This window comes from Mesorhizobium sp. M0514 (assembly GCF_040321145.1).
Classification (GTDB): Bacteria; Pseudomonadota; Alphaproteobacteria; order Rhizobiales; family Rhizobiaceae; genus Mesorhizobium.
The window spans coordinates 1-20,638 of sequence record NZ_JAMYQZ010000098.1; the positions used below are offsets into that span (position 1 = coordinate 1).

33 protein-coding genes and 1 pseudogene are annotated in these 20,638 nt (G+C 62.1%); all 34 read left to right on the plus strand.

The features are described from left to right. The coding region (locus NKI61_RS27795; RefSeq protein WP_023745017.1) for an EF-Tu C-terminal domain-related protein at positions 1–113 on the plus strand (113 nt) is incomplete at its 5' end. Positions 114–182: 69 nt separating this feature from the next. Continuing rightward, on the plus strand, positions 183–491 hold the full coding sequence (gene rpsJ, locus NKI61_RS27800; RefSeq protein WP_010909272.1) for a 30S ribosomal protein S10: 309 nt from the start codon (positions 183–185) through the stop codon (positions 489–491). Between the two features lie 61 nt (positions 492–552). Beyond that, a complete protein-coding gene (gene rplC, locus NKI61_RS27805; RefSeq protein WP_352841859.1) occupies positions 553–1,281 on the plus strand; it encodes a 50S ribosomal protein L3 in 729 nt (242 codons plus the stop codon). Continuing rightward, positions 1,281–1,901, plus strand: a complete 621-nt coding sequence (rplD, locus tag NKI61_RS27810) for a 50S ribosomal protein L4 (RefSeq protein WP_023672750.1) — start codon at positions 1,281–1,283, stop codon at positions 1,899–1,901. Before rplC ends, rplD begins: the two co-directional genes overlap by 1 nt. Further along, complete coding sequence (locus NKI61_RS27815) at positions 1,898–2,191, plus strand: 50S ribosomal protein L23 (protein ID WP_023672751.1); 294 nt, start codon at positions 1,898–1,900, stop codon at positions 2,189–2,191. Before rplD ends, NKI61_RS27815 begins: the two co-directional genes overlap by 4 nt. Positions 2,192–2,213: 22 nt before the next feature. Next, positions 2,214–3,047 carry a 50S ribosomal protein L2 gene (rplB, locus tag NKI61_RS27820; protein ID WP_023706515.1) on the plus strand — a complete coding sequence of 278 codons (834 nt, stop codon included), beginning with the start codon at positions 2,214–2,216 and terminating at the stop codon, positions 3,045–3,047. A gap of 16 nt (positions 3,048–3,063) precedes the next feature. Then, positions 3,064–3,342, plus strand: a complete 279-nt coding sequence (gene rpsS, locus NKI61_RS27825; protein ID WP_006205463.1) for a 30S ribosomal protein S19 — start codon at positions 3,064–3,066, stop codon at positions 3,340–3,342. A gap of 2 nt (positions 3,343–3,344) precedes the next feature. Continuing rightward, positions 3,345–3,734 (plus strand): 50S ribosomal protein L22, encoded by a 390-nt coding sequence (gene rplV / locus NKI61_RS27830; protein WP_006205462.1) that lies wholly within the window; start codon positions 3,345–3,347, stop codon positions 3,732–3,734. Beyond that, complete coding sequence (gene rpsC / locus NKI61_RS27835) at positions 3,734–4,459, plus strand: 30S ribosomal protein S3 (RefSeq protein WP_352841860.1); 726 nt, start codon at positions 3,734–3,736, stop codon at positions 4,457–4,459. The genes rplV and rpsC overlap by 1 nt, the downstream gene beginning before the upstream one ends. A 26-nt stretch (positions 4,460–4,485) precedes the next feature. Then, positions 4,486–4,899, plus strand: a complete 414-nt coding sequence (gene rplP / locus NKI61_RS27840; protein ID WP_006205460.1) for a 50S ribosomal protein L16 — start codon at positions 4,486–4,488, stop codon at positions 4,897–4,899. A 13-nt stretch (positions 4,900–4,912) separates the two neighbouring features. Next, a complete protein-coding gene (gene rpmC / locus NKI61_RS27845; RefSeq protein ID WP_006205459.1) occupies positions 4,913–5,113 on the plus strand; it encodes a 50S ribosomal protein L29 in 201 nt (66 codons plus the stop codon). Between the two features lie 11 nt (positions 5,114–5,124). Continuing rightward, positions 5,125–5,364 carry a 30S ribosomal protein S17 gene (gene rpsQ / locus NKI61_RS27850; RefSeq protein ID WP_010909280.1) on the plus strand — a complete coding sequence of 80 codons (240 nt, stop codon included), beginning with the start codon at positions 5,125–5,127 and terminating at the stop codon, positions 5,362–5,364. Between the two features lie 72 nt (positions 5,365–5,436). Further along, entirely contained in the window at positions 5,437–5,805 is a 369-nt protein-coding gene (rplN, locus tag NKI61_RS27855) for a 50S ribosomal protein L14 (RefSeq protein WP_006205457.1), read from the plus strand. Between the two features lie 12 nt (positions 5,806–5,817). After that, positions 5,818–6,132 carry a 50S ribosomal protein L24 gene (gene rplX / locus NKI61_RS27860; protein WP_013531428.1) on the plus strand — a complete coding sequence of 105 codons (315 nt, stop codon included), beginning with the start codon at positions 5,818–5,820 and terminating at the stop codon, positions 6,130–6,132. Continuing rightward, positions 6,125–6,724, plus strand: a complete 600-nt coding sequence (gene rplE / locus NKI61_RS27865; RefSeq protein ID WP_023672755.1) for a 50S ribosomal protein L5 — start codon at positions 6,125–6,127, stop codon at positions 6,722–6,724. The genes rplX and rplE overlap by 8 nt, the downstream gene beginning before the upstream one ends. Positions 6,725–6,751: 27 nt before the next feature. Further along, complete coding sequence (gene rpsN / locus NKI61_RS27870) at positions 6,752–7,057, plus strand: 30S ribosomal protein S14 (RefSeq protein ID WP_010909282.1); 306 nt, start codon at positions 6,752–6,754, stop codon at positions 7,055–7,057. Positions 7,058–7,069: 12 nt separating this feature from the next. Then, positions 7,070–7,468 (plus strand): 30S ribosomal protein S8, encoded by a 399-nt coding sequence (gene rpsH, locus NKI61_RS27875; protein ID WP_006205453.1) that lies wholly within the window; start codon positions 7,070–7,072, stop codon positions 7,466–7,468. Between the two features lie 41 nt (positions 7,469–7,509). Then, entirely contained in the window at positions 7,510–8,043 is a 534-nt protein-coding gene (rplF, locus tag NKI61_RS27880; protein ID WP_023682603.1) for a 50S ribosomal protein L6, read from the plus strand. Between the two features lie 140 nt (positions 8,044–8,183). Beyond that, positions 8,184–8,543, plus strand: a complete 360-nt coding sequence (gene rplR / locus NKI61_RS27885) for a 50S ribosomal protein L18 (RefSeq protein WP_023682602.1) — start codon at positions 8,184–8,186, stop codon at positions 8,541–8,543. Positions 8,544–8,697: 154 nt separating this feature from the next. Next, positions 8,698–9,261 (plus strand): 30S ribosomal protein S5, encoded by a 564-nt coding sequence (rpsE, locus tag NKI61_RS27890; RefSeq protein WP_006333394.1) that lies wholly within the window; start codon positions 8,698–8,700, stop codon positions 9,259–9,261. 24 nt (positions 9,262–9,285) lie between these two features. Next, complete coding sequence (gene rpmD / locus NKI61_RS27895; RefSeq protein WP_006205449.1) at positions 9,286–9,483, plus strand: 50S ribosomal protein L30; 198 nt, start codon at positions 9,286–9,288, stop codon at positions 9,481–9,483. Between the two features lie 22 nt (positions 9,484–9,505). Continuing rightward, the gene (gene rplO, locus NKI61_RS27900) at positions 9,506–9,976 is read left to right on the plus strand and encodes a 50S ribosomal protein L15 (protein WP_023672760.1); all 471 of its coding nucleotides are present in this window, start codon (positions 9,506–9,508) and stop codon (positions 9,974–9,976) included. Positions 9,977–10,233: 257 nt separating this feature from the next. Continuing rightward, positions 10,234–11,574: a preprotein translocase subunit SecY gene (gene secY / locus NKI61_RS27905; protein ID WP_023672761.1), complete on the plus strand. Its 1,341-nt coding sequence runs from the start codon at positions 10,234–10,236 to the stop codon at positions 11,572–11,574. Further along, positions 11,571–12,179, plus strand: a complete 609-nt coding sequence (locus NKI61_RS27910) for an adenylate kinase (RefSeq protein WP_023726809.1) — start codon at positions 11,571–11,573, stop codon at positions 12,177–12,179. Before secY ends, NKI61_RS27910 begins: the two co-directional genes overlap by 4 nt. 211 nt (positions 12,180–12,390) lie before the next feature. Further along, positions 12,391–12,759, plus strand: coding sequence for a 30S ribosomal protein S13 (rpsM, locus tag NKI61_RS27915; protein ID WP_006205445.1), 369 nt, complete (start codon positions 12,391–12,393; stop codon positions 12,757–12,759). A gap of 126 nt (positions 12,760–12,885) precedes the next feature. Continuing rightward, positions 12,886–13,275, plus strand: a complete 390-nt coding sequence (gene rpsK, locus NKI61_RS27920; protein WP_006205444.1) for a 30S ribosomal protein S11 — start codon at positions 12,886–12,888, stop codon at positions 13,273–13,275. Between the two features lie 102 nt (positions 13,276–13,377). Continuing rightward, entirely contained in the window at positions 13,378–14,388 is a 1,011-nt protein-coding gene (locus tag NKI61_RS27925; RefSeq protein WP_023682599.1) for a DNA-directed RNA polymerase subunit alpha, read from the plus strand. Positions 14,389–14,489: 101 nt separating this feature from the next. Continuing rightward, positions 14,490–14,921, plus strand: a complete 432-nt coding sequence (rplQ, locus tag NKI61_RS27930; RefSeq protein WP_023691248.1) for a 50S ribosomal protein L17 — start codon at positions 14,490–14,492, stop codon at positions 14,919–14,921. Between the two features lie 198 nt (positions 14,922–15,119). Continuing rightward, complete coding sequence (locus tag NKI61_RS27935) at positions 15,120–16,613, plus strand: DegQ family serine endoprotease (RefSeq protein ID WP_023734056.1); 1,494 nt, start codon at positions 15,120–15,122, stop codon at positions 16,611–16,613. A gap of 47 nt (positions 16,614–16,660) precedes the next feature. Further along, positions 16,661–17,971, plus strand: a complete 1,311-nt coding sequence (locus tag NKI61_RS27940; protein ID WP_023734055.1) for a replication-associated recombination protein A — start codon at positions 16,661–16,663, stop codon at positions 17,969–17,971. Between the two features lie 181 nt (positions 17,972–18,152). After that, positions 18,153–18,983 (plus strand): aspartyl/asparaginyl beta-hydroxylase domain-containing protein, encoded by an 831-nt coding sequence (locus NKI61_RS27945; protein WP_352841862.1) that lies wholly within the window; start codon positions 18,153–18,155, stop codon positions 18,981–18,983. A gap of 46 nt (positions 18,984–19,029) precedes the next feature. Next, a complete protein-coding gene (gene crcB / locus NKI61_RS27950; protein WP_023726805.1) occupies positions 19,030–19,404 on the plus strand; it encodes a fluoride efflux transporter CrcB in 375 nt (124 codons plus the stop codon). A gap of 132 nt (positions 19,405–19,536) precedes the next feature. Further along, entirely contained in the window at positions 19,537–20,517 is a 981-nt protein-coding gene (locus tag NKI61_RS27955; RefSeq protein ID WP_023672769.1) for an RluA family pseudouridine synthase, read from the plus strand. Positions 20,518–20,519: 2 nt separating this feature from the next. After that, a pseudogene (locus NKI61_RS27960) lies at positions 20,520–20,638 on the plus strand (EamA/RhaT family transporter); the annotation flags it as partial.

Below are 20,638 nucleotides of genomic sequence, written 5' to 3' on the forward strand. Positions count from 1 at the left end.
CGGTCGATGTCGAGCTGATCGTGCCGATCGCCATGGAAGAGAAGCTGCGCTTCGCCATCCGTGAAGGCGGCCGCACCGTCGGTGCCGGCATCGTCGTCACCATCAAAGAGTAATTTGGACTTAAACCGATCTGTCGCGGGCGCAGGATTTGCCCGCGCCGCGCCAGAACAAGGAAGTGACGCATGAACGGACAGAATATCCGCATCCGCCTGAAGGCGTTTGATCACCGCGTGCTTGACGCCTCGACGAAAGAAATCGTGTCGACGGCCAAGCGCACCGGAGCAAACGTCCGCGGCCCCATTCCGCTGCCGACGCGGATCGAAAAGTTCACGGTCAACCGGTCGCCTCACGTCGACAAGAAGAGCCGCGAGCAGTTCGAGATGCGCACGCACAAGCGTCTGCTCGACATCGTCGATCCGACCCCGCAGACGGTCGATGCTTTGATGAAGCTCGATCTGGCCGCCGGTGTCGACGTCGAGATCAAGCTCTAAGGGAATGAGAGCGCGGTAAGGGGCGGTGCCCCTGGCCCGGAACTCTAAAGGAATTGAACCGATGCGTTCAGGTGTGATTGCAAAGAAGGTGGGAATGACCCGCATCTATAATGATGCCGGGGAACATGTTCCCGTCACCGTTCTCCAGATGGAAAACTGCCAGGTCGTGGCTCAGCGCACGCAGGAGAAGAACGGCTATACCGCCGTCCAGCTCGGCGTTGGCCTTGCCAAGGTGAAGAACACGTCGAAGGCGATGCGCGGCCATTTCGCGACCGCTTCCGTCGAGCCGAAGGCGAAGGTCGCCGAGTTCCGCGTCTCCGCCGACAACATGATCGATGTCGGCGCCGAGATCACCGTCGAGCACTTCGTCGTCGGCCAGAAGGTCGATGTGACGGGCACGACGATCGGCAAGGGTTTCCAGGGCGTCATCAAGCGCCACCACATGGGTGGTGGCCGCGCGACGCACGGTAACTCGGTTTCGCACCGTACGCACGGTTCGACCGGCCAGCGTCAGGATCCGGGCAAAGTGTTCAAGGGCAAGCATATGGCTGGCCACATGGGCGACACCCGCGTCACCACACAGAATGTCGAGATCGTTTCGACCGACGCCGATCGCGGCCTGATCCTGATCCGCGGTGCGGTTCCCGGATCGAAGGGCGCCTGGATCCTGGTCCGCGATGCGGCCAAGGTGGCACTGCCGGCCAATGCGCCGAAGCCTGCCGCGATCCGCCCGGTTGCTGCAGCGAGCGCTGCCACGAACGAGGCTCCGGCCGCAGAGGGAGCAGAATAATGGATCTCAAGATCACAACGCTTGGCGGCAAGGACGCCGGCAAGGTGAAACTCTCCGAGGAGATTTTCGGCCTTGATCCGCGCGAGGACATCCTGCAGCGCGTCGTGCGCTGGCAGCTGGCCAAGCGCCAGCAGGGCACGCACAAGGCCAAGGGCCGCGCCGAAATCGCGCGCACCGGCGCCAAGATGTACAAGCAGAAGGGTACGGGCCGCGCCCGTCACCATTCGGCACGCGCTCCGCAGTTCCGCGGCGGCGGCAAGGCCCACGGCCCGGTCGTTCGCAGCCACGAGCACGATCTGCCGAAGAAGGTGCGCGCTCTGGGCTTGCGGCATGCTCTCTCGGCCAAGGCCAAGAGCGCGTCGATCATCATCATCGACGAGCTGAAGCTGACCGAGGCCAAGACGAAGGCGCTGATCGCGAATTTCGCGACACTGGGCCTGACCAACGCCTTGGTGATTGGCGGTGCCGAGCTTGACCAGAACTTCAAGCTGGCGGCGACCAACATCCCGAACATCGACGTGCTGCCCATCCAGGGCATCAACGTCTACGACATTCTGCGCCGCGGCACGCTGGTCCTTTCGAAGGCCGCCGTCGAGGCTCTCGAGGAGCGCTTTAAATGACCGACCTCCGTCATTACGACGTGATCGTCTCGCCGGCGATCACCGAAAAGTCGACCATGGCTTCCGAGAACAACCAGGTTGTTTTCAACGTCGCCAAGAAGGCGTCGAAGCCGGAAATCAAGGCCGCTGTCGAAGCGCTGTTTGGCGTCAAGGTTACGGCCGTGAACACGCTTGTCCGCAAGGGCAAGATCAAGCGCTTCCGCGGCACGATCGGCCGCCAGAGCGACGTCAAGAAGGCGATCGTGACGCTGGCCGACGGCCAGTCGATCGACGTCGCGACGGGTCTCTGAGCTAGGCCGCGAGGACAGGACAATGGCACTTAAAAAATTCAACCCGGTAACGCCGAGCACCCGCCAGCTGGTCATCGTCGACCGCTCGGGCCTCTACAAGGGCAAGCCCGTCAAGGGCCTGACCGAAGGCCTGACCAAGTCGGGCGGCCGCAACAATCACGGCCGCATCACGGCCCGCTTCATCGGCGGCGGTCACAAGCGTTCGTACCGCATCATCGACTTCAAGCGCCGCAAGTTCGACGTCGTCGGCACGGTCGAGCGCATTGAATACGATCCGAACCGCACCGCCTTCATCGCGCTGATCAAGTATGACGATGGCGAGCTGTCCTACATCATCGCTCCGCAGCGCCTTGCCGCCGGCGACAAGATCGTGGCAGGTGAATCGGTCGACGTGAAGCCAGGCAATGCGATGCCGCTGGCCTCGATGCCGGTCGGCACGATCGTCCATAACATCGAGCTGAAGCCGGGCAAGGGCGCCCAGGTTGCCCGCTCGGCAGGTGGCTACGGACAGCTAGTCGGTCGCGACCAGGGCATGGCGATCCTGCGCCTCAACTCGGGCGAGCAGCGGGTCGTTCACGGCTCCTGCATGGCCACCGTCGGCGCCGTGTCGAACCCCGACCACGGCAACATCAACGACGGCAAGGCCGGCCGCACGGTCTGGCGCGGCAAGCGCCCGCACAATCGCGGCGTGACCATGAACCCGGTCGACCATCCGCATGGCGGTGGCGAAGGCCGCACCTCCGGTGGCCGTCATCCGGTCAGCCCGTGGGGCAAGCCGACCAAGGGCAAGAAGACGCGGTCCAACAAGGCGACCGACAAGTTCATCCTGCGCTCGCGCCATCAGCGCAAGAGCTAAGAAGAGGTAACGCCAAGTGACTCGTTCTATTTGGAAAGGCCCCTTCATCGACGGCTACCTTCTCAAGAAGGTGGACAAGGTTCGTGAAGGTGGTCGCAATGAGGTGATCAAGATGTGGAGCCGTCGCTCCACCATCCTGCCGCAGTTCGTCGGCTTCACCTTCGGTGTCTACAACGGCCAGAAGCATGTTCCCGTCTCGGTGAACGAGGACATGGTCGGTCACAAGTTCGGTGAATTCGCTCCGACCCGGACCTATTACGGTCACGGCGCGGATAAGAAGGCGAAGAGGAAATAATCATGGGCAAGGCCAAAGCTCCGCGCAGGCTTGCTGACAACGAAGCGCGCGCCGTTCTGCGCACGATCCGTATCAGCCCGCAGAAGCTGAACCTGGTTGCCGCGCTGATCCGCGGCAAGAAGGTCGCGACAGCGCTTTCCGATCTCGAATTCTCGGCCAAGCGGATTTCCGGCACGGTCAAGAAGACGCTGGAATCGGCGATCGCCAACGCGGAAAACAACCACGACCTCGACGTCGATGCGCTGATCGTGGCGGAAGCCTATGTCGGCAAGTCGATCGTCATGAAGCGGTTCCATGCTCGTGGCCGCGGTCGCGCCAGCCGTATTGAAAAGCCGTTCTCGCACCTCACGATCGTCGTTCGTGAAGTCGAAGAAAAAGGGGAGGCCGCATAATGGGCCAGAAAGTCAATCCGATCGGTCTGCGCCTCGGCATCAACCGCACCTGGGATTCGCGCTGGTTCGCGAACACCGGCGAGTACGGCAAACTGCTGCATGAGGACATCAAGATCCGCAAATATCTTGAAAAGGAACTCAAGCAGGCTGCGATTTCGAAGGTCGTGATCGAGCGCCCGCACAAGAAGTGCCGCGTCACCATCCATGCGGCGCGCCCGGGCCTGATCATCGGCAAGAAGGGCGCCGACATCGAAAAGCTTCGCAAGAAGCTGATGGAGATGACGAAGTCCGAGACGCACTTGAACATCGTTGAAGTGCGCAAGCCGGAAGTCGACGCGACCCTGGTCGCCCAGTCGATCGCCCAGCAGCTCGAGCGTCGTATCGCGTTCCGCCGCGCCATGAAGCGCGCCGTTCAGTCGGCCATGCGCCTGGGCGCCGAAGGCATCCGCATCAACTGCGCCGGCCGTCTCGGCGGCGCCGAGATTGCACGCATGGAATGGTACCGCGAAGGCCGCGTGCCGCTGCATACGCTGCGCGCCGATGTCGACTATGGCACGGCCGAAGCGCATACGGCTTACGGCATCTGCGGCGTCAAGGTCTGGGTGTTCAAGGGCGAAATCCTCGAGCACGATCCGATGGCTTCGGAGCGTCGCGCGACCGAGGGTGATGCTGCGCATGGCGGTGGTGGTGATCGCGAACGCGGTCGTCGTCGCGAAAACGCCTGATTATTTAGGAATTTGGAGTTAGAACGATGCTGCAGCCAAAGCGCACAAAGTTCCGCAAGCAGTTCAAGGGCCGTATCCATGGTACCGCAAAGGGCGGCACCAACCTGGATTTTGGTGGTTTCGGGCTGAAGGCGCTTGAGCCGAACCGCGTCACCGCGCGTGAGATCGAAGCGGCCCGCCGCGCGATCACTCGTGAGATGAAGCGTGCCGGCCGCGTGTGGATCCGTATTTTCCCTGATGTGCCGGTGACGTCGAAGCCGACTGAAGTGCGCATGGGCAAGGGCAAGGGCGCTGTCGATTACTGGGCGGCGCGCGTAAAGCCGGGCCGCATCATGTTCGAGATCGACGGCGTCAACGAAGAAACCGCCCGTGAGGCGCTGCGTCTCGGCGCGGCCAAGCTCTCGGTCAGGACGCGCTTCGTACAGCGCATCGCAGAATAAGGACGGGCTGATCATGAAAGCCGAAGACATCCGGACCAAGACCCAGGACCAGCTGACCGACGATCTGGCCAGCCTGAAGAAGGAGCAGTTCAACCTGCGCTTCCAGAAGGCCACCGGCCAACTCGAGAAGACCGCGCGCGTGCGGCAGGTTCGCAAGGACATTGCGCGTATCAAGACCATCGCTGCGGAAAAGTCCGCGGCCAAGAAGGCTTAAGGACGAAAATCATGCCAAAGCGCATTCTGCAGGGCACTGTCGTCAGCGACAAGAACGAGAAGACGGTAGTCGTCAAGGTCGAACGGCGCTTCACGCATCCCGTGATGAAGAAGACCGTGCGCATGACCAAGAAGTACAAGGCGCACGACGAGAACAACGCCCACAAGGTCGGCGATCAGGTGTTCATCCAGGAATCGAAGCCGATTTCCAAGGATAAGCGCTGGATCGTCGTGTCTTCGGACCAGGCGTAACAAACCGAATTTTGGACAGACCGGGGAGGGGCTTTGAGCCCGTCCCGTTAGAAGAGAAGAAGGCGGCCAGTCATGATTCAGATGCAAACAAACCTCGACGTCGCGGATAATTCCGGCGCCCGTCGTGTCATGTGCATCAAGGTGCTGGGCGGCTCGAAGCGGAAATACGCTTCCGTAGGCGACATCATCGTGGTGTCGATCAAGGAAGCCATTCCGCGCGGCCGCGTTAAGAAGGGCGATGTGATGAAGGCGGTCGTGGTTCGCACGGCCAAGGACATCCGCCGCCCGGACGGCAGCGTGATCCGTTTCGACAAGAACGCGGCCGTTCTCGTCGACAACAAGAAAGAGCCGATCGGCACGCGTATCTTCGGACCGGTTCCGCGCGAACTCCGCGCCAAGAACCACATGAAGATCATCTCGCTCGCGCCTGAAGTGCTGTAAGGAGCCGGACCAATGCAAAAGATTAGAAAAGGCGACAAGGTCGTCGTGCTGGCCGGCAAGGACAAGGGCCGTTCGGGCGAAGTCCTCTCGGTTCAGCCGAAGGAAGACACCGCGCTGGTGCGCGGCGTCAACATGATCCGTCGTCACCAGAAGCAGTCCCAGTCCCAAGAGGGCGGGATCATCACCAAGGAAGCGCCGATCCAGCTGTCGAACATCGCGCTCGCCGACCCCAAGGATGGCAAGCCGACCCGCGTCGGCTTCATCTTCCAGAAGGACGGCAAGAAGGTGCGCGTCGCCAAGCGCTCGGGAGAAGTCATCAATGGCTAAGGCTCAAACCACGAAGCCCAAGGCTGAAAGCAAACAGTCCAAGGCCCAGAACACGCCGCGCCTCAAGCAGGTCTACAACGAGACCATCCGCAAGGCGCTGCAGGAGCAGTTCGGCTACGAGAACGAGATGCAGGTTCCGCGCATCGACAAGATCGTGCTGAACATGGGCGTCGGCGAAGCGACCGCGGATTCGAAGAAGCCTTCGATCGCGGCCGAAGACCTGGCGATGATCGCCGGCCAGAAGGCCGTCGTCACCCGCGCCCGTAATTCGATCGCCGGCTTCAAGGTCCGCGAGAAGATGCCGATCGGCGCCAAGGTCACGCTGCGCAAGGAACGCATGTACGAGTTCCTCGACCGTCTCGTGAACATCGCACTGCCGCGCGTCCGCGACTTTCGCGGACTGAATCCGAAGAGCTTCGATGGCCGTGGCAACTACGCCATGGGCATCAAGGAACACATCGTGTTCCCGGAGATCAACTACGACAAGGTTGATCAGATCTGGGGCATGGACGTCATCGTTTGTACGACTGCGAAGACGGACGACGAAGCCAGGGCATTGCTCAAGGCCTTCAACTTCCCCTTCCGCCAGTAACGGCAGCGAGAAAAGGAAAAATCTGAAATGGCAAAGACCAGCTCAGTCGAGAAGAACAACAGGCGCCGCAAGCTTGCCGACCAGTACGGTCCCAAGCGCGCAGCGCTCAAGGCGATCATCATGGACCAGTCCAAGCCGATGGAAGAGCGTTTCCGCGCTCAGCTGAAGCTTGCTGCCCTGCCGCGCAACTCGGCCAAGATCCGCATCCGCAACCGCTGCGAAGTTACCGGCCGTCCGCGCGCCTATTATCGCAAGCTCAAAGTATCGCGCATCGCGCTTCGTGATCTCGGCAATAACGGCCAGATCCCGGGCCTGGTCAAGTCGAGCTGGTAAGGAGGACATAACATGTCATTGAGCGATCCTCTCGGCGATATGCTGACCCGCATCCGCAACGCGTATGGCCGTAAGAAGTCGAGCGTTTCGACGCCGGCGTCGCGCCTGCGTACCCGCGTCCTCGACGTGCTGAAGGCTGAAGGCTATATCCGCGACTACAGCCAGACCGACTTCGACAACGGCAAGTCCGAAATCGAAATCGAGCTGAAGTATTTCGACGGTGCTCCGGTCGTGCGCGAAATCGCCCGCGTCTCGAAGCCTGGCCGCCGCGTTTACGTTTCGGCCAAGTCGATCCCGCACGTCGCCAACGGCCTCGGCATCGCCATCCTTTCGACGCCGAAGGGCGTGATGGCCGATCACGAAGCACGCGAACAGAATGTCGGCGGCGAAATCCTCTGCCAGATTTTCTAATTCGGCAGACCTGAAACAAGAGAAGTGACGAGGACAACCAAATGTCTCGTATTGGAAAGAAACCCGTTTCGCTGCCGCAGGGCGTGACCGCGACCGTCAACGGCCAGACCGTGACGGCGAAGGGCCCCAAGGGCGAGCTGAAGTTCGTGGTGAACGACGAAGTGCTGGTCAAGATGGAAGGCAGCGAAATCGCTGTCCAGCCGCGTGACCAGACCAAGACCGCCCGCTCCAAGTGGGGCATGTCGCGCACGCAGATCGTCAACATCCTGCAGGGCGTCAAGGACGGTTTCGAGAAGAAGCTCGAGATCACCGGCGTCGGCTATCGCGCGGCACTCCAGGGCAAGAACCTGCAGCTGGCGCTTGGCTTCAGCCACGACGTCGTTTACGAGACGCCGGCCGGCATCACGATCACCGTGCCGAAGCCGACGGAAATCACCGTGACCGGCATCGACAAGCAGCAGGTCGGCCAGGTTGCAGCCGAGATCCGCGAGTATCGCGGTCCCGAGCCCTACAAGGGCAAGGGTGTCCGCTATGCCGGCGAGAAGATCGTCCGCAAGGAAGGCAAGAAGAAGTAGTAGGCCTGGCCCCGAAAAGTTGCAGACTTTTCGGAAAAGGCCAAGCCAAAGAAGTGCAACGCCGCGGGGAGCGGTCGCGGGAGGCGCTTTCGCCTACCGCACATGGCGGCCCCCGTTTTTTGAAGGCAAGGAAGACTATCATGGCTACCAAGGAATCCATCCAGCGCCGCGCGCAGCGCGTCCGCCGCCAGATCAAGAAGGTCGCCGGCGAACGTCCGCGTCTCTCGGTTCACCGCACGTCGAAGAACATCTACGTGCAGGTCATCGACGATGCCAAGGGCCATACCATCGCGGCTGCATCGACACTCGAGAAGGACCTCAAGGGTTCGCTCAAGACCGGCGCCGACACCGAGGCAGCAGCCGCTGTTGGCAAGCTGATCGCCGAGCGTGCTTCGAAGGCCGGCGTCAAGGAAGTCGTCTTTGACCGCGGCGCCTATATCTATCACGGCCGCGTCAAGGCGCTGGCCGAGGCTGCCCGTGAAGGCGGTTTGAGCTTCTAATTGCCTGATCCCGAACCGAAGGTCAGCGCAGCAAAAAGTTGCAGACTTTTCGGACAAGATCATGCAAGGAAAAATAATTCGCCCCCGGTGACCCAAAGAGGCGCACCGGATCTTATCAGCAACCGTGCTTCCGGAAAAAAACAAGGAACAGGATATGGCACAGGAACGTAGGGATGGCGGCCGCGGCCGCGATCGTGAAGAACGCGATGACGGCATGGTGGACAAGCTCGTCCACATCAACCGTGTCGCCAAGGTCGTCAAGGGCGGCCGTCGCTTCGGTTTTGCAGCACTCGTCGTCGTCGGCGACCAGAAGGGCCGCGTCGGCTTCGGTCACGGCAAGGCGCGCGAAGTGCCGGAAGCGATCCGCAAGGCAACTGAGTCGGCCAAGCGCGACATGATTTTCGTGCCGCTGCGCTCGGGCCGCACGCTGCACCACGACGTCGAAGGACGCTGGGGCGCCGGACGCGTGCTGCTGCGCGCTGCCAAGCAGGGTACCGGCATCATCGCCGGCGGCCCGATGCGCGCTGTCTTCGAGACGCTCGGCATGCATGACGTGGTCGCCAAGTCGATGGGTTCGTCGAACCCCTACAACATGGTTCGTGCCACATTCGACGCGCTGAAGAGCCAGATGCATCCCAAGGATGTGGCTGCTGCACGCGGCATCAAGTATTCGACCCTTCAGGCCCGCCGCGGCACCGCCGTTGCGGCTGAAGAATAGTCGATCTGACCAGGGATTTTGACCATGGCCAAGAAAGCAACCAAGACCATCACCGTTGAGCAGATCGGTTCGCCGATCCGCCGCCCGAAGGAACAGCGCGCGACGCTGGTCGGCCTCGGCCTCAACAAGATGCACAAGCAGCGCACTCTGGAGGACACTCCCTCGGTGCGCGGCATGATCGCTGCCGTCCAGCATCTCGTCCGCGTCGTGGACGAGGGCTGAGCAAAAGCGCAGGAGAACCCAGATGAAACTCAACGATCTGCGTGACAAGGACGGCGCGACGCACTCCAAGAAGCGTCTCGGCCGTGGCATCGGCTCCGGCTCGGGCAAGACCGGCGGTCGCGGCGTCAAGGGCCAGAAGGCGCGCTCCGGCGTTGCCATCAACGGCTTCGAGGGCGGCCAGATGCCGCTCTATCGGCGCCTGCCGAAGCGTGGCTTCAATAACATCTTCGCCAAGAGCTTTGTCGTCGTGTCGCTGGCTCGTATCCAGACGGCGCTCGATGCCAAGAAGCTTGACGCCAAGGCGACCGTGACGGCCGAGGCGCTCGTTGCCGCCGGCGTCATCCGCCGCGTCAAGGACGGCGTGCGCATCCTCTCGGACGGCGAGCTCAAGGCAAAGCTTGCCTTCGACGTCGCGGGCGCCTCCAAGGCCGCGATCGAGAAGATCGAAAAGGCCGGCGGTTCGGTCAAGCTGCCGGAAGCGGCAGCGGAGTAACGGCAATTTGAAGCGCGGTCGGCAGGAACGGTATCCGTTTTTGTTCACGATTGCGCTTTGATCCAATCAATTAGGCGGCCGCGTCAACGCGGCCGCTTGCATGTTTAGAGCCCGGAGCTTATCTCGTGAGCTTCGGTGCCACGCGCCGCCTGAGCTGCGGGCATCGAGCGTGACATACAAATCAAAGAAGTAGCGCATGACGTTGTCCGAAAACCGCTTCACACTTTTCGGCATCATGCTCTAGCGGAGAATCAGGCATGGCTTCGGCTGCTGAACAACTAGCCTCGAATCTGAATTTTGCGGCTTTCGCCAAGGCGGAGGACCTGAAGAAGCGAATCTGGTTCACCGTCGGCGCGCTGCTCGTCTATCGCCTCGGCACCTATATCCCGCTGCCCGGCATCAATCCGGATGCATTCGCGCAGGCCTTCTCTTCGCAGGCCAAGGGCGTGCTCGGCATGTTCAACATGTTCGCCGGCGGCGCCGTGCAGCGCATGGCGATCTTCGCGCTCGGCATCATGCCTTACATCTCAGCCTCCATCATCATGCAGCTGATGACCTCGGTCATTCCGTCGCTGGAAGCGCTGAAAAAGGAAGGCGAGCAGGGCCGCAAGGTCATCAACCAGTACACGCGCTACGGCACGGTACTCCTGGCGCTGGTGCAGGCCTACGGCATTTCGGTGGGCCTGGAAGGCGGCAACGGCATCGTCAACGATCCCGGCATGTTCTTCCGCATCTCGACCGTCGTCACGCTGGTTGGCGGCACCATGTTCCTGATGTGGCTGGGCGAGCAGATCACCGCCCGCGGCATCGGCAACGGCATTTCGCTGATCATTTTCTCCGGCATCGTCGCCGGCCTGCCGCGCGCCATCTCCGGCACGCTGGAGCTCGGCCGCACCGGCGCTCTATCGACCGGGCTGATACTCGCGATCATCGTGCTGGCCATAATCGTCATCGCGCTGATCGTGTTCTTCGAGCGCGCGCAGCGCCGCCTGCTGATCCAGTATCCGAAGCGCCAGGTCGGCAACCGCATGTTCCAGGGCGATACCTCGCATCTGCCGCTGAAGCTCAACACGTCGGGCGTCATTCCGCCGATCTTCGCGTCGTCGCTGCTTTTGCTGCCGGCAACGGTCGCCGGCTTCTCGCAGACGACAAACCTGCCGGCCTGGGCAAGCACCGTGCTCGCCTCGCTCGGCCACGGCCAGCCGCTCTACATGCTGTTCTATGCGGCAATGATCGTGTTCTTCGCCTTCTTCTACACGGCCATCGTGTTCAATCCGAAGGACACCGCCGACCAGCTCAAGAAGCATTCCGGCTTCATTCCGGGCTACCGTCCGGGTGAGCGCACCGCCGATTACATCGACTATGTCCTGACGCGCATCACCGTCGTCGGCGCCATCTATCTGGTGCTGGTGTGCCTGCTGCCCGAGTTCCTGATTTCGGCGACTGGCGTACCATTCTACCTCGGTGGCACATCGCTTCTGATCGTGGTCAGTGTAACCCTCGATACGGTGGCGCAGATCCAGGGTCACCTGATCGCGCACCAGTATGAGGGCCTGATCAAGAAGTCGAAGCTGCGCGGGGGGAAGAAGGCCAGATGAGATTGATATTGCTTGGGCCGCCAGGAGCGGGCAAGGGGACGCAAGCACAAAGACTGGTAGAAAAATACGGCATACCGCAGCTGTCGACGGGTGACATGCTGCGGGCGGCCGTGCAGGCCGGCACCGAAGTCGGCAAGCGCGCCAAGGCGGTGATGGATGCCGGCGAGCTGGTTTCCGACGCCATCGTCAACGCCATCGTGGCCGAGCGCATCGATCAGCCCGATTGCATCAACGGTTTCATTCTCGACGGCTATCCGCGCACGCTGGTGCAGGCTGATGCGGTTGAATCGATGCTCGCCGAGCGCGGCATTGGCCTCGATGCCGTGATCGAGTTCGTCGTCGACGACAAAGCGCTGGTCGGCCGCATCGTCAAGCGCGCCGACGACGCCAAGGCCGCCGGACAGCCGGTGCGCAAGGACGACAATCCGGTGGTGTTCGAAGAGCGCCTGCGGGAATATTACAAGAAGACCGCGCCGCTGATCGGCTATTATTATGCCAAACGCTCGCTTAGGAGTGTCGACGGCATGGCCCCTGTCGAGACCGTGACGGCGGAGATTGAAGCGCTGCTCGCGGCGGTGACGCGGGAAACCGTTACGGCAAAGTAAAGATTGCGCTTGACTGGAACGGTTCGCTGGGTTATGGCGGCCCGTCTTCCTATCAGGCATGAGGCTTGCTTGTCCGCAAGGGCAAGGCAGCCGCATTGAAACTAGGGAACTCCCGCAAGGGCCGGCCTCCACCGGACGCGGGGTAATTTGAACAGCGCCGCGCATGCCTTGTTTTGAAGGCCGGCCGGTCCCACATGGAGAAGAGAAGAATATGGCTCGTATAGCCGGCGTCAACATTCCGACCAACAAGCGCGTCGTCATTGCGCTTCAGTACATTCACGGCATTGGCAAGAAGTTCGCCCAGGAGATCGTCGACAAGGTCGGCATCCCGGCCGAGCGCCGCGTCAACCAGCTGACGGACGCGGAAGTGCTGCAGATCCGCGAGACCATCGACCGCGACTACCAGGTCGAAGGCGATCTGCGCCGCGAAGTGTCGATGAACATCAAGCGCCTCATGGACCTCGGCTGCTACCGCGGTCTGCGTCACCGCCGTTCGCTGCCGGTTCGCGGCCAGCGCACGCACACCAATGCACGCACCCGCAAGGGCCCGGCCAAGTCGATCGCCGGCAAGAAGAAGTAAGTGAGCGATAGCGAGTGGCTATTAGCGAGTAGGGGTTCCCTATTCGCTGGTCCCTGCTCACTACTCGCTTTCAAAGGTGGAGCCGCTGGCATTACGGCGGTGTAGAGATCAACTGAAAGGACTATCATGGCCAAGGAAGCCGCTCGTGTTCGCCGTCGCGAACGCAAGAACATCTCGTCGGGCGTTGCCCACGTCAATTCGACCTTCAACAACACGATGATCACCATCACCGACGCGCAGGGCAATTCCATTGCCTGGTCGTCGGCCGGTGCCCAGGGCTTCAAGGGTTCGCGCAAGTCGACCCCGTTTGCCGCCCAGATGGCTGCCGAAGACGTCGCCAAGAAGGCCCAGGAACACGGCATGCGCATGCTCGAAGTCGAGGTCTGCGGACCCGGCTCCGGTCGTGAATCGGCGCTTCGCGCCCTGCAGGCTGCCGGCTTCACCATCACCTCGATCCGTGATGTGACGCCGATCCCGCACAATGGCTGCCGCCCGCGCAAGAAGCGCCGCGTCTAAGACATTACCGAACGCCGCGTGAGCGCCTCAAGGCGCTCCTCCACGGCACTCCAGGTCGCCCGCCACGATTGGATGGTGGCGGGTCAACGGAAGGAAAGCATCATGATCCAGAAAAATTGGCAGGAACTGATCAAGCCGAATAAGATCGAGTTCTCGTCGAAGAAGAAGACGCTGACCACGCTGGTCGCCGAGCCGCTCGAGCGCGGCTTCGGCCTGACGCTCGGCAACGCGCTGCGCCGCGTGCTTTTGTCTTCGCTGCGCGGTGCGGCTGTCACCGCCGTGCAGATCGACGGCGTTCTGCATGAATTCTCGTCGATTGCCGGCGTGCGTGAGGACGTGACCGACATCGTCCTCAACATCAAGGAAATCGCCATCCGCATGGAAGGCGATGGTCCCAAGCGCATGGTCGTTCGCAAGCAGGGCCCGGGTGCGGTTCTGGCTGGCGACATCCAGACGGTTGGCGACGTCGAGATCCTCAACCCCGACCACGTCATCTGCACGCTGGACGAGGGCGCTGAAATCCGCATGGAATTCACCGTCGACACCGGCAAGGGTTACGTGCCGGCCGACCGCAACCGCGCCGAAGACGCGCCGATCGGCCTGATCCCGGTCGACAGCCTGTATTCGCCGGTCAAGAAGGTCTCCTACAAGGTCGAGAACACCCGCGAGGGCCAGGTTCTCGACTATGACAAGCTGACCATGACCATCGAGACCGACGGTTCGATCTCGGGCGAGGACGCGGTGGCATTCGCCGCCCGCATCCTGCAGGACCAGCTTGGCCTGTTCGTCAACTTCGACGAGCCGCAGAAGGAAGTCGCCACCGAGGCCGTCACCGAGCTTGCCTTCAACCCGGCGCTGCTCAAGAAGGTCGACGAACTCGAGCTTTCGGTGCGTTCGGCCAACTGCCTGAAGAACGACAACATCGTCTACATCGGCGATCTCATCCAGAAGACCGAAGCCGAGATGCTGCGCACCCCGAACTTCGGCCGCAAGTCGCTGAACGAGATCAAGGAAGTGCTCGCGGCGATGGGCCTGCACCTCGGCATGGAAGTGCCGGACTGGCCGCCGGAAAACATCGAAGACCTCGCCAAGCGTTACGAAGACCAATATTGAGCATGAAGTCCAAGGATCGGCGGCGTGGGCCGCTCGATCCGACGGTCATGCGGAAAACCATCAGAGGCCGTGGCCTCTTGAACAACTGAAGGAAAAGAGCCATGCGCCACGGTTTTAAAGGCCGCCGCTTCGCCCGAAGCATTAGCCATCGCAAGTCGATGTTCGCCAACCTCGCCGTGTCGCTGCTCGAACATGAGCAGATCGTCACCACCCTGCCGAAGGCGAAGGATTTGCGTCCAATCGTCGAGAAGCTGGTGACGCTCGGCAAGCGCGGCGACTTGCATGCGCGCCGCCAGGTCATTGCCCAGATCGGCAATGAAGGCGTCGTCAAGCGTTTGTTCGACACGATTGCGCCGCGCTACGCCGACCGCAACGGCGGCTATCTGCGCATCATGAAGGCGGGCTTCCGCCACGGCGACAATGCCGCCATGGCGGTCATCGAGTTCGTCGACCGCGACACCGACGCCAAGGGCGCCGGCGACCGCGCCCGCCTCGAAGCCGAAGGCGCCAACGAGGAAGCCACTGCCGCATAAGGCTCGGTTTTCGCAAATGACTTTCAAGGGGCCTTCGGGCCCCTTTTTTGCATTGTCGCAAGGGCATGCTTCGCCGGGCTTTTTTTGCCTGCCGGCCAAGTGCTTTTGCACGACAATCGCCGCATTTCAGTGCATTAGCCTTTCATTCTGCACAATCGTCGGGACAATGCCCCCGAACTTGCCTTGGAGGATTCGCGAATGCGCGCCAACCGACTGTCTCTTGTTCTGCTCTTCGCCATGATGGCGTTCGCAGCCGCGCCGACAGTCAGGCAGGCGCTGGCCGAGGACGCCGCCAAGCCAGCCGATCCGGGGCTCTCCGATGTGCTGACCGACCTCCTGCATGGCGTCGAAGGCGAGAACGGCACCTCCGGTCCCGACAAGCGCGTGCCGTTCGGCCGCGAAGAGGTACAGCTGTCGTTTGCGCCCCTGGTCAAGCAGACGGCGCCGGCGGTGGTCAATGTCTATGCTTCGCAGACGGCCAAGGTCACGTCGCCCTTCGACGGCGATCCTTTCTTCGAGGAATTCTTCGGCCGCGCGCAGCCGCGCGCGCAATCCTCGCTCGGCTCGGGCGTGCTGGTCGACCCGAGCGGCGTGGTCGTCACCAATTTCCACGTGATCAAGGATGCCGACGAGGTCAAGGTGGCGACCGCGGACGGGCGCGAATTCACCTCGAAGGTCATGCTCAAGGACGAGACGCTCGACCTCGCCGTGCTCAAGATCACCTCAGACAAGCCGTTTCCGGTGATCGCCATCGGCGATTCCGACGCCCTCGAGGTCGGCGACCTGGTGCTGGCCATCGGCAATCCGTTCGGCGTCGGCCAGACCACCACCAGCGGCATCGTTTCGGCGCTTGCCCGCAGCCATATCGGCGTTTCGGATTCGGGCTATTTCATCCAGACCGACGCCGCCATCAATCCCGGCAATTCCGGCGGCGCGCTGATCAACATGGGCGGCCAGCTGGTCGGCATCAACACCGCCATCTACAGCCGCAGCGGCGGCTCGATCGGCATCGGTTTTGCCATCCCGGCCAACATGGTGCGCGCCTTCGCCGACGCGGCCAAGGCCGGGCTCGATTTCTTCGAGCGGCCTTATATAGGCGCCGAGTTCGAAGCGGTCACACCGCAGATCGCCGAATCGCTTGGCATGGATAAGCCGACCGGCGCGCTGGTGTCGTCGGTTGAGGAAGCCGGACCGGCGGCCAAGGCAGGGCTGAAGCCCGGCGATGTCGTGCTGCAGCTCAATGGCACGACGGTCGAAGGCATCGAGGCGCTGGATTACCGCATGGCGACCCTGTCGATCGGCACCAAGGCGACCTTCGCCATCCTGAGCAAGGGCCAGCAGGCGACGATGGAGATTGCACTGGAGCGCGCGCCGGAAGGCGCCAAGGCGTCGGAAGTGACCCTGCATGGCCGCAGCCCGTTCTCCGGCGCCAAGGTCGCGGAACTGTCGCCCAGGCTCGCCCAGCGGCTTGGCCTGCGCACCGACCTCAAGGGCGTCACCGTGGTCGACATCAACCGCGATTCGCCGGCTGCCGATTTCGGCTTCCAGCCGGGCGACATCGTGCGCGAGGTGAACGGCACCACCGTCGATACGGCGGCGACACTGGCGCAGCTTGCCCAGCAGGATACACGCTGGTGGCGCTTTACCGTCGAGCGCGGCGGGCAGATACTGCGCCAGGTGTTGCGTTACTGAGGCGATCTTCCCATTTCTGAGGATCGTGCTCCAACCAGAAGACCTAGATGGCCGATCTGTTCAGCGTCGATGAACCGGAAAGAGCGCCGCCCGGCCGACCTTTGGCCGATCGGCTGCGCCCGAAAAACCTTGGCGAGGTCGTCGGCCAGGAGCATCTGACCGGCCCCGACGGCGCACTGACGCGGCTGATCGCTTCCGGTTCGCTCGGCTCGATGATTTTCTGGGGACCGCCGGGAACCGGCAAAACAACCGTGGCGCGACTGCTGGCCGGCGAGACCAGTCTTGCGTTCGAGCAGATATCGGCGGTTTTTTCCGGCGTCGCCGATTTGAAGAAAGTGTTCGAGGCAGCGAAGCTGCGGCGAACCAATGGCCGGCAGACGCTGCTGTTCGTCGACGAGATCCATCGCTTCAACCGTGCCCAGCAGGACTCTTTCCTCCCGGTCATGGAGGATGGAACAGTTGTTCTGGTCGGCGCCACCACCGAAAATCCATCGTTCGAGCTGAACGCCGCGCTTCTGTCGCGCGCGCGGGTGCTGGTGTTTCACTCGCTGGGCGAGGACAGCATCGCCAAACTGATGACGCGGGCGGAGGAGACAGAGGGCAGGGCGCTGCCGCTCGACGAAGAGGCGCGGGCGATGCTCATCCGCATGAGCGATGGTGACGGCCGGGCCTCGCTGACGCTGGCCGAGGAAGTCTGGCGCGCCGCCAAACCCGGCGAGGTTTTTGATCCCGAAGGGCTGCAGCGCATCGTCCAGCGCCGCGCGCCGATCTATGACAAGGGCCAGGACGGTCACTACAATCTGATCTCGGCGCTGCACAAATCGGTGCGTGGGTCCGACCCGGACGCGGCGCTTTATTATCTTGCCCGCATGTTCGACGCCGGCGAGGATCCGCTCTATCTCGGCCGCCGGCTGGTGCGCATGGCGATGGAGGATATCGGGCTCGCCGACCCGCAGGCGCTGGTTATCGCCAACGCCGCCAAGGACGCCTACGACTACCTCGGCTCGCCCGAAGGCGAACTGGCCTTCGCCGAGGCCACCGTCTATCTCGCCACCGCGCCCAAATCCAACGCCGTCTATACCGCCTTCAAGGCAGCCACGCGGGCGGCGAAGGAGTTCGGTTCGCTGCTGCCGCCCAAGCACATCCTCAACGCGCCGACCAAGCTGATGAAAGAGGAGGATTACGGCGCCGGCTATCGCTACGATCACGACCAGCCCGATGCCTTTTCCGGCCAGGACTATTTCCCCGAAAAGATGGGCCGGCAGACCTTTTACGATCCGCCCGAACGCGGCTTCGAGCGCGATATCAAGAAACGGCTGGACTATTGGGCAAAGCTGCGCAGCGAGCGGGAAAAATAGGTGCGCGGGACAAACGGGACGAACTCGGCCTGCCCGCGATGAACTGAAATTCTGTCTCCGCCAGTCACAGCAGTGTGATTGTACCGCATGACAAAAAGCCCTATCACGTCGCATGACTCGGCCGGGAGGCTGCCAGGACGGGCGATAATTCGGAACGGGGACAGCGCGCCGCGCGAACAGAATGACAAAATCCCTTCGCAAAACGCTTCGCCAGGCTGTGATTGCTGTCCCGCTGCTCGCGCTCGGCTTCTATTTCATTCCGATCCTGACCACGATCTGGATCGTCTGCGGCCTGATCGATGTGCTGCGCAACGCCAACAAGGATCTGTCGCTGTTGCGCGGCTATTTCCTCGGCAATGGCATCTTCACCTGGCTGCTGTCGCCCTTCAATCTGCTGGTGGACCTCGTTTGCTACAGGAACCCGGGCGTGTGGAAGCTGGAGCAGTTTCCCGCCGATTATCAGCGCGAGGTCAACGAGGTTCTCGACGTCTTCAAGGCGCGCAAGGACGAGATCATCGCCGATATCGACGCCAATTTCGGCACCGGCCGTCGCGGCATGTATGTCTATCAGTGGTACGGCAAGCACCGGATCGACAATGTCGCGGAATTCAACAAGAATTTCAGATACATCAAGACCATTGCCGTGTCGGTCTTCAGGGGCAAGGAATCGACTTCCTGGCATTTCGGACCGCTCCGGCTCAGCCTGCGCATCCTCTACAATCTCTTGCCGGTGAAGGCAGAGGTTTTCGTCGAATGCAACGGCGCCAGGAATTACTGGCACGACAACCCGCTCTATATTTTCGACGACACGCTGCTGCACCGCTCGGTCAACGAGTATGACGGACGCCGCTACTGCGTGTTCATGGACATAATCCGCCCGTCGCCGTTCCCCGGCTTCATCGCCGGACTTCTCGCCATCGTTTCGGTCACCGTCGAGCGCATCAATTCCATGTTCTACAAGAACTGGAAGATGATCGGCTCGAGCAAGGCAAAGAAGGTCGAGACGACCTGAGGCGTTAGGGATTGACCGCACTGCCTTGGCCGGGCAGTAAACGGGCATGTTCAATCTGCTTCTTGTTGTGGTCGGCGGCGGCATCGGCGCCGGCATCCGCCACCTGACCAACATCGGCGCCTTGCGCCTCGTCGGCCCCAACTACCCCTGGGGGACAATGGCGATCAACATCCTCGGCTCCTTTGTTATGGGGCTGTTCGTCGCCGCGCTGATGCGGCGCGGCGGTTCCAATGAGCTCCGGCTGTTCGTCGCCACCGGCATCCTTGGCGGCTTCACCACCTTCTCCGCCTTTTCGCTCGATTTCGCGACCCTATGGGAGCGCGGAGCGACGCTGCCGGCGTTGGGATATGCGCTTGCCAGTGTCGTTGGCGCCATTATCGCCCTGTTTCTGGGACTTTGGCTCGCAAGAACCGTTTCATAGTGTTATTGCCCGGCCTAGAGCACGGCGCATCCTCCTGGACGCGCTGCAGAAACTTTGATCTTGCGCATGATCCTTTCCGAAAGCCGGAGTAGATTTTCGGGGTCACGCGTTGAAACGGATAAAGCGAAAATCATGGCAGGCGTAGAACAGATCACGGTGGAGGCCGGCGAGGCGGGCATGCGGCTCGATCGCTGGTTCAAGACCCATTTCCCCGGCCTCGGCTTTGGCCATCTGCAGAAGTTGCTGCGCTCGGGCCAGATCCGCGTCGATGGCGGCCGGGTCAAGGCCGACAGCCGTGTCGAGCCGGGCCAGGTGGTGCGTGTGCCGCCGCTCGAGGTCGACAAGAAGGGCGAGAGTGCGCTTACGGGTTACTCGATCCGCAACCAGGGCGACGCCGATGTGCTGGCCAAGATGCTGATCCACGAAGATCCAAAAGTCTTCGTCTTCAACAAGCCGGCGGGCCTGGCGGTGCAAGGCGGCTCGGGCGTCACCCGCAATGTCGACGACATGCTGGAGGCATGGCGCAGCCAGAAGGGCGAGAAGCCGCGCCTGGTGCACCGGCTCGACCGCGACACGTCGGGCGTGCTGGTGGTTGCCCGCACCAGGCTTGCAGCGATGAAGCTTTCCGAGTCATTCAGGGCGCGTGAGACCAAGAAGACCTATTGGGCGCTGGTCAAAGGTGTCCCGCCCAAGCGCGAGGACAAGATCTCGACCTGGCTGATCAAGGAACCGACCGAGGACGGCGACCGCGTGCGCGTGGCAGCCCATGGCGAAAAGGGCGCCGACCACGCCGTGTCCTACTACCGCATCATCGAGCAGGCGGCTCAGACGATGACCTGGCTGGAAATGGAGCCGTACACCGGCCGCACCCACCAGCTGCGCGTTCATGCCGCCTATATCGGCTGCCCGATCCTTGGCGACCCCAAATATTTCGAGGCCGACACCAACTGGGACTTTCCGGGCGGCATTCAAAACCGCCTGCATCTGCATGCGCGCCGCATCGTCATTCCGCACCCGGACAAGGGCGTCATCGACGTCACCGCGCCGATGCCGCCGCATATGCGTCAGAGCTGGAACCTGATCGGCTTCGACGACGCCAGCGCGGAGGACTGAGATTGGCCGTTGCCTCGGCATTGGATCGCCGCGATGCGGTCGATCTGGCGGCTGCTTCCATCATGGTCGGGTTGACCTTTTCCTGGGGGCTGAACTACGTCGCCGCCAAGATCTCCTATGC

What these genes read in the sequence shown, in the direction of transcription:
- rpsJ (WP_010909272.1), top strand. Translation starts at nt 183, where the DNA reads ATGAACGGACAGAATATCCGCATCCGCCTGAAGGCGTTTGATCACCGC.
- rplC (WP_352841859.1), top strand. Translation starts at nt 553, where the DNA reads ATGCGTTCAGGTGTGATTGCAAAGAAGGTGGGAATGACCCGCATCTAT.
- rplD (WP_023672750.1), top strand. Translation starts at nt 1,281, where the DNA reads ATGGATCTCAAGATCACAACGCTTGGCGGCAAGGACGCCGGCAAGGTG.
- NKI61_RS27815 (WP_023672751.1), top strand. Translation starts at nt 1,898, where the DNA reads ATGACCGACCTCCGTCATTACGACGTGATCGTCTCGCCGGCGATCACC.
- rplB (WP_023706515.1), top strand. Translation starts at nt 2,214, where the DNA reads ATGGCACTTAAAAAATTCAACCCGGTAACGCCGAGCACCCGCCAGCTG.
- rplV (WP_006205462.1), top strand. Translation starts at nt 3,345, where the DNA reads ATGGGCAAGGCCAAAGCTCCGCGCAGGCTTGCTGACAACGAAGCGCGC.
- rpsC (WP_352841860.1), top strand. Translation starts at nt 3,734, where the DNA reads ATGGGCCAGAAAGTCAATCCGATCGGTCTGCGCCTCGGCATCAACCGC.
- rplP (WP_006205460.1), top strand. Translation starts at nt 4,486, where the DNA reads ATGCTGCAGCCAAAGCGCACAAAGTTCCGCAAGCAGTTCAAGGGCCGT.
- rpmC (WP_006205459.1), top strand. Translation starts at nt 4,913, where the DNA reads ATGAAAGCCGAAGACATCCGGACCAAGACCCAGGACCAGCTGACCGAC.
- rpsQ (WP_010909280.1), top strand. Translation starts at nt 5,125, where the DNA reads ATGCCAAAGCGCATTCTGCAGGGCACTGTCGTCAGCGACAAGAACGAG.
- rplN (WP_006205457.1), top strand. Translation starts at nt 5,437, where the DNA reads ATGATTCAGATGCAAACAAACCTCGACGTCGCGGATAATTCCGGCGCC.
- rplX (WP_013531428.1), top strand. Translation starts at nt 5,818, where the DNA reads ATGCAAAAGATTAGAAAAGGCGACAAGGTCGTCGTGCTGGCCGGCAAG.
- rplE (WP_023672755.1), top strand. Translation starts at nt 6,125, where the DNA reads ATGGCTAAGGCTCAAACCACGAAGCCCAAGGCTGAAAGCAAACAGTCC.
- rpsN (WP_010909282.1), top strand. Translation starts at nt 6,752, where the DNA reads ATGGCAAAGACCAGCTCAGTCGAGAAGAACAACAGGCGCCGCAAGCTT.
- rpsH (WP_006205453.1), top strand. Translation starts at nt 7,070, where the DNA reads ATGTCATTGAGCGATCCTCTCGGCGATATGCTGACCCGCATCCGCAAC.
- rplF (WP_023682603.1), top strand. Translation starts at nt 7,510, where the DNA reads ATGTCTCGTATTGGAAAGAAACCCGTTTCGCTGCCGCAGGGCGTGACC.
- rplR (WP_023682602.1), top strand. Translation starts at nt 8,184, where the DNA reads ATGGCTACCAAGGAATCCATCCAGCGCCGCGCGCAGCGCGTCCGCCGC.
- rpsE (WP_006333394.1), top strand. Translation starts at nt 8,698, where the DNA reads ATGGCACAGGAACGTAGGGATGGCGGCCGCGGCCGCGATCGTGAAGAA.
- rpmD (WP_006205449.1), top strand. Translation starts at nt 9,286, where the DNA reads ATGGCCAAGAAAGCAACCAAGACCATCACCGTTGAGCAGATCGGTTCG.
- rplO (WP_023672760.1), top strand. Translation starts at nt 9,506, where the DNA reads ATGAAACTCAACGATCTGCGTGACAAGGACGGCGCGACGCACTCCAAG.
- secY (WP_023672761.1), top strand. Translation starts at nt 10,234, where the DNA reads ATGGCTTCGGCTGCTGAACAACTAGCCTCGAATCTGAATTTTGCGGCT.
- NKI61_RS27910 (WP_023726809.1), top strand. Translation starts at nt 11,571, where the DNA reads ATGAGATTGATATTGCTTGGGCCGCCAGGAGCGGGCAAGGGGACGCAA.
- rpsM (WP_006205445.1), top strand. Translation starts at nt 12,391, where the DNA reads ATGGCTCGTATAGCCGGCGTCAACATTCCGACCAACAAGCGCGTCGTC.
- rpsK (WP_006205444.1), top strand. Translation starts at nt 12,886, where the DNA reads ATGGCCAAGGAAGCCGCTCGTGTTCGCCGTCGCGAACGCAAGAACATC.
- NKI61_RS27925 (WP_023682599.1), top strand. Translation starts at nt 13,378, where the DNA reads ATGATCCAGAAAAATTGGCAGGAACTGATCAAGCCGAATAAGATCGAG.
- rplQ (WP_023691248.1), top strand. Translation starts at nt 14,490, where the DNA reads ATGCGCCACGGTTTTAAAGGCCGCCGCTTCGCCCGAAGCATTAGCCAT.
- NKI61_RS27935 (WP_023734056.1), top strand. Translation starts at nt 15,120, where the DNA reads ATGCGCGCCAACCGACTGTCTCTTGTTCTGCTCTTCGCCATGATGGCG.
- NKI61_RS27940 (WP_023734055.1), top strand. Translation starts at nt 16,661, where the DNA reads ATGGCCGATCTGTTCAGCGTCGATGAACCGGAAAGAGCGCCGCCCGGC.
- NKI61_RS27945 (WP_352841862.1), top strand. Translation starts at nt 18,153, where the DNA reads ATGACAAAATCCCTTCGCAAAACGCTTCGCCAGGCTGTGATTGCTGTC.
- crcB (WP_023726805.1), top strand. Translation starts at nt 19,030, where the DNA reads ATGTTCAATCTGCTTCTTGTTGTGGTCGGCGGCGGCATCGGCGCCGGC.
- NKI61_RS27955 (WP_023672769.1), top strand. Translation starts at nt 19,537, where the DNA reads ATGGCAGGCGTAGAACAGATCACGGTGGAGGCCGGCGAGGCGGGCATG.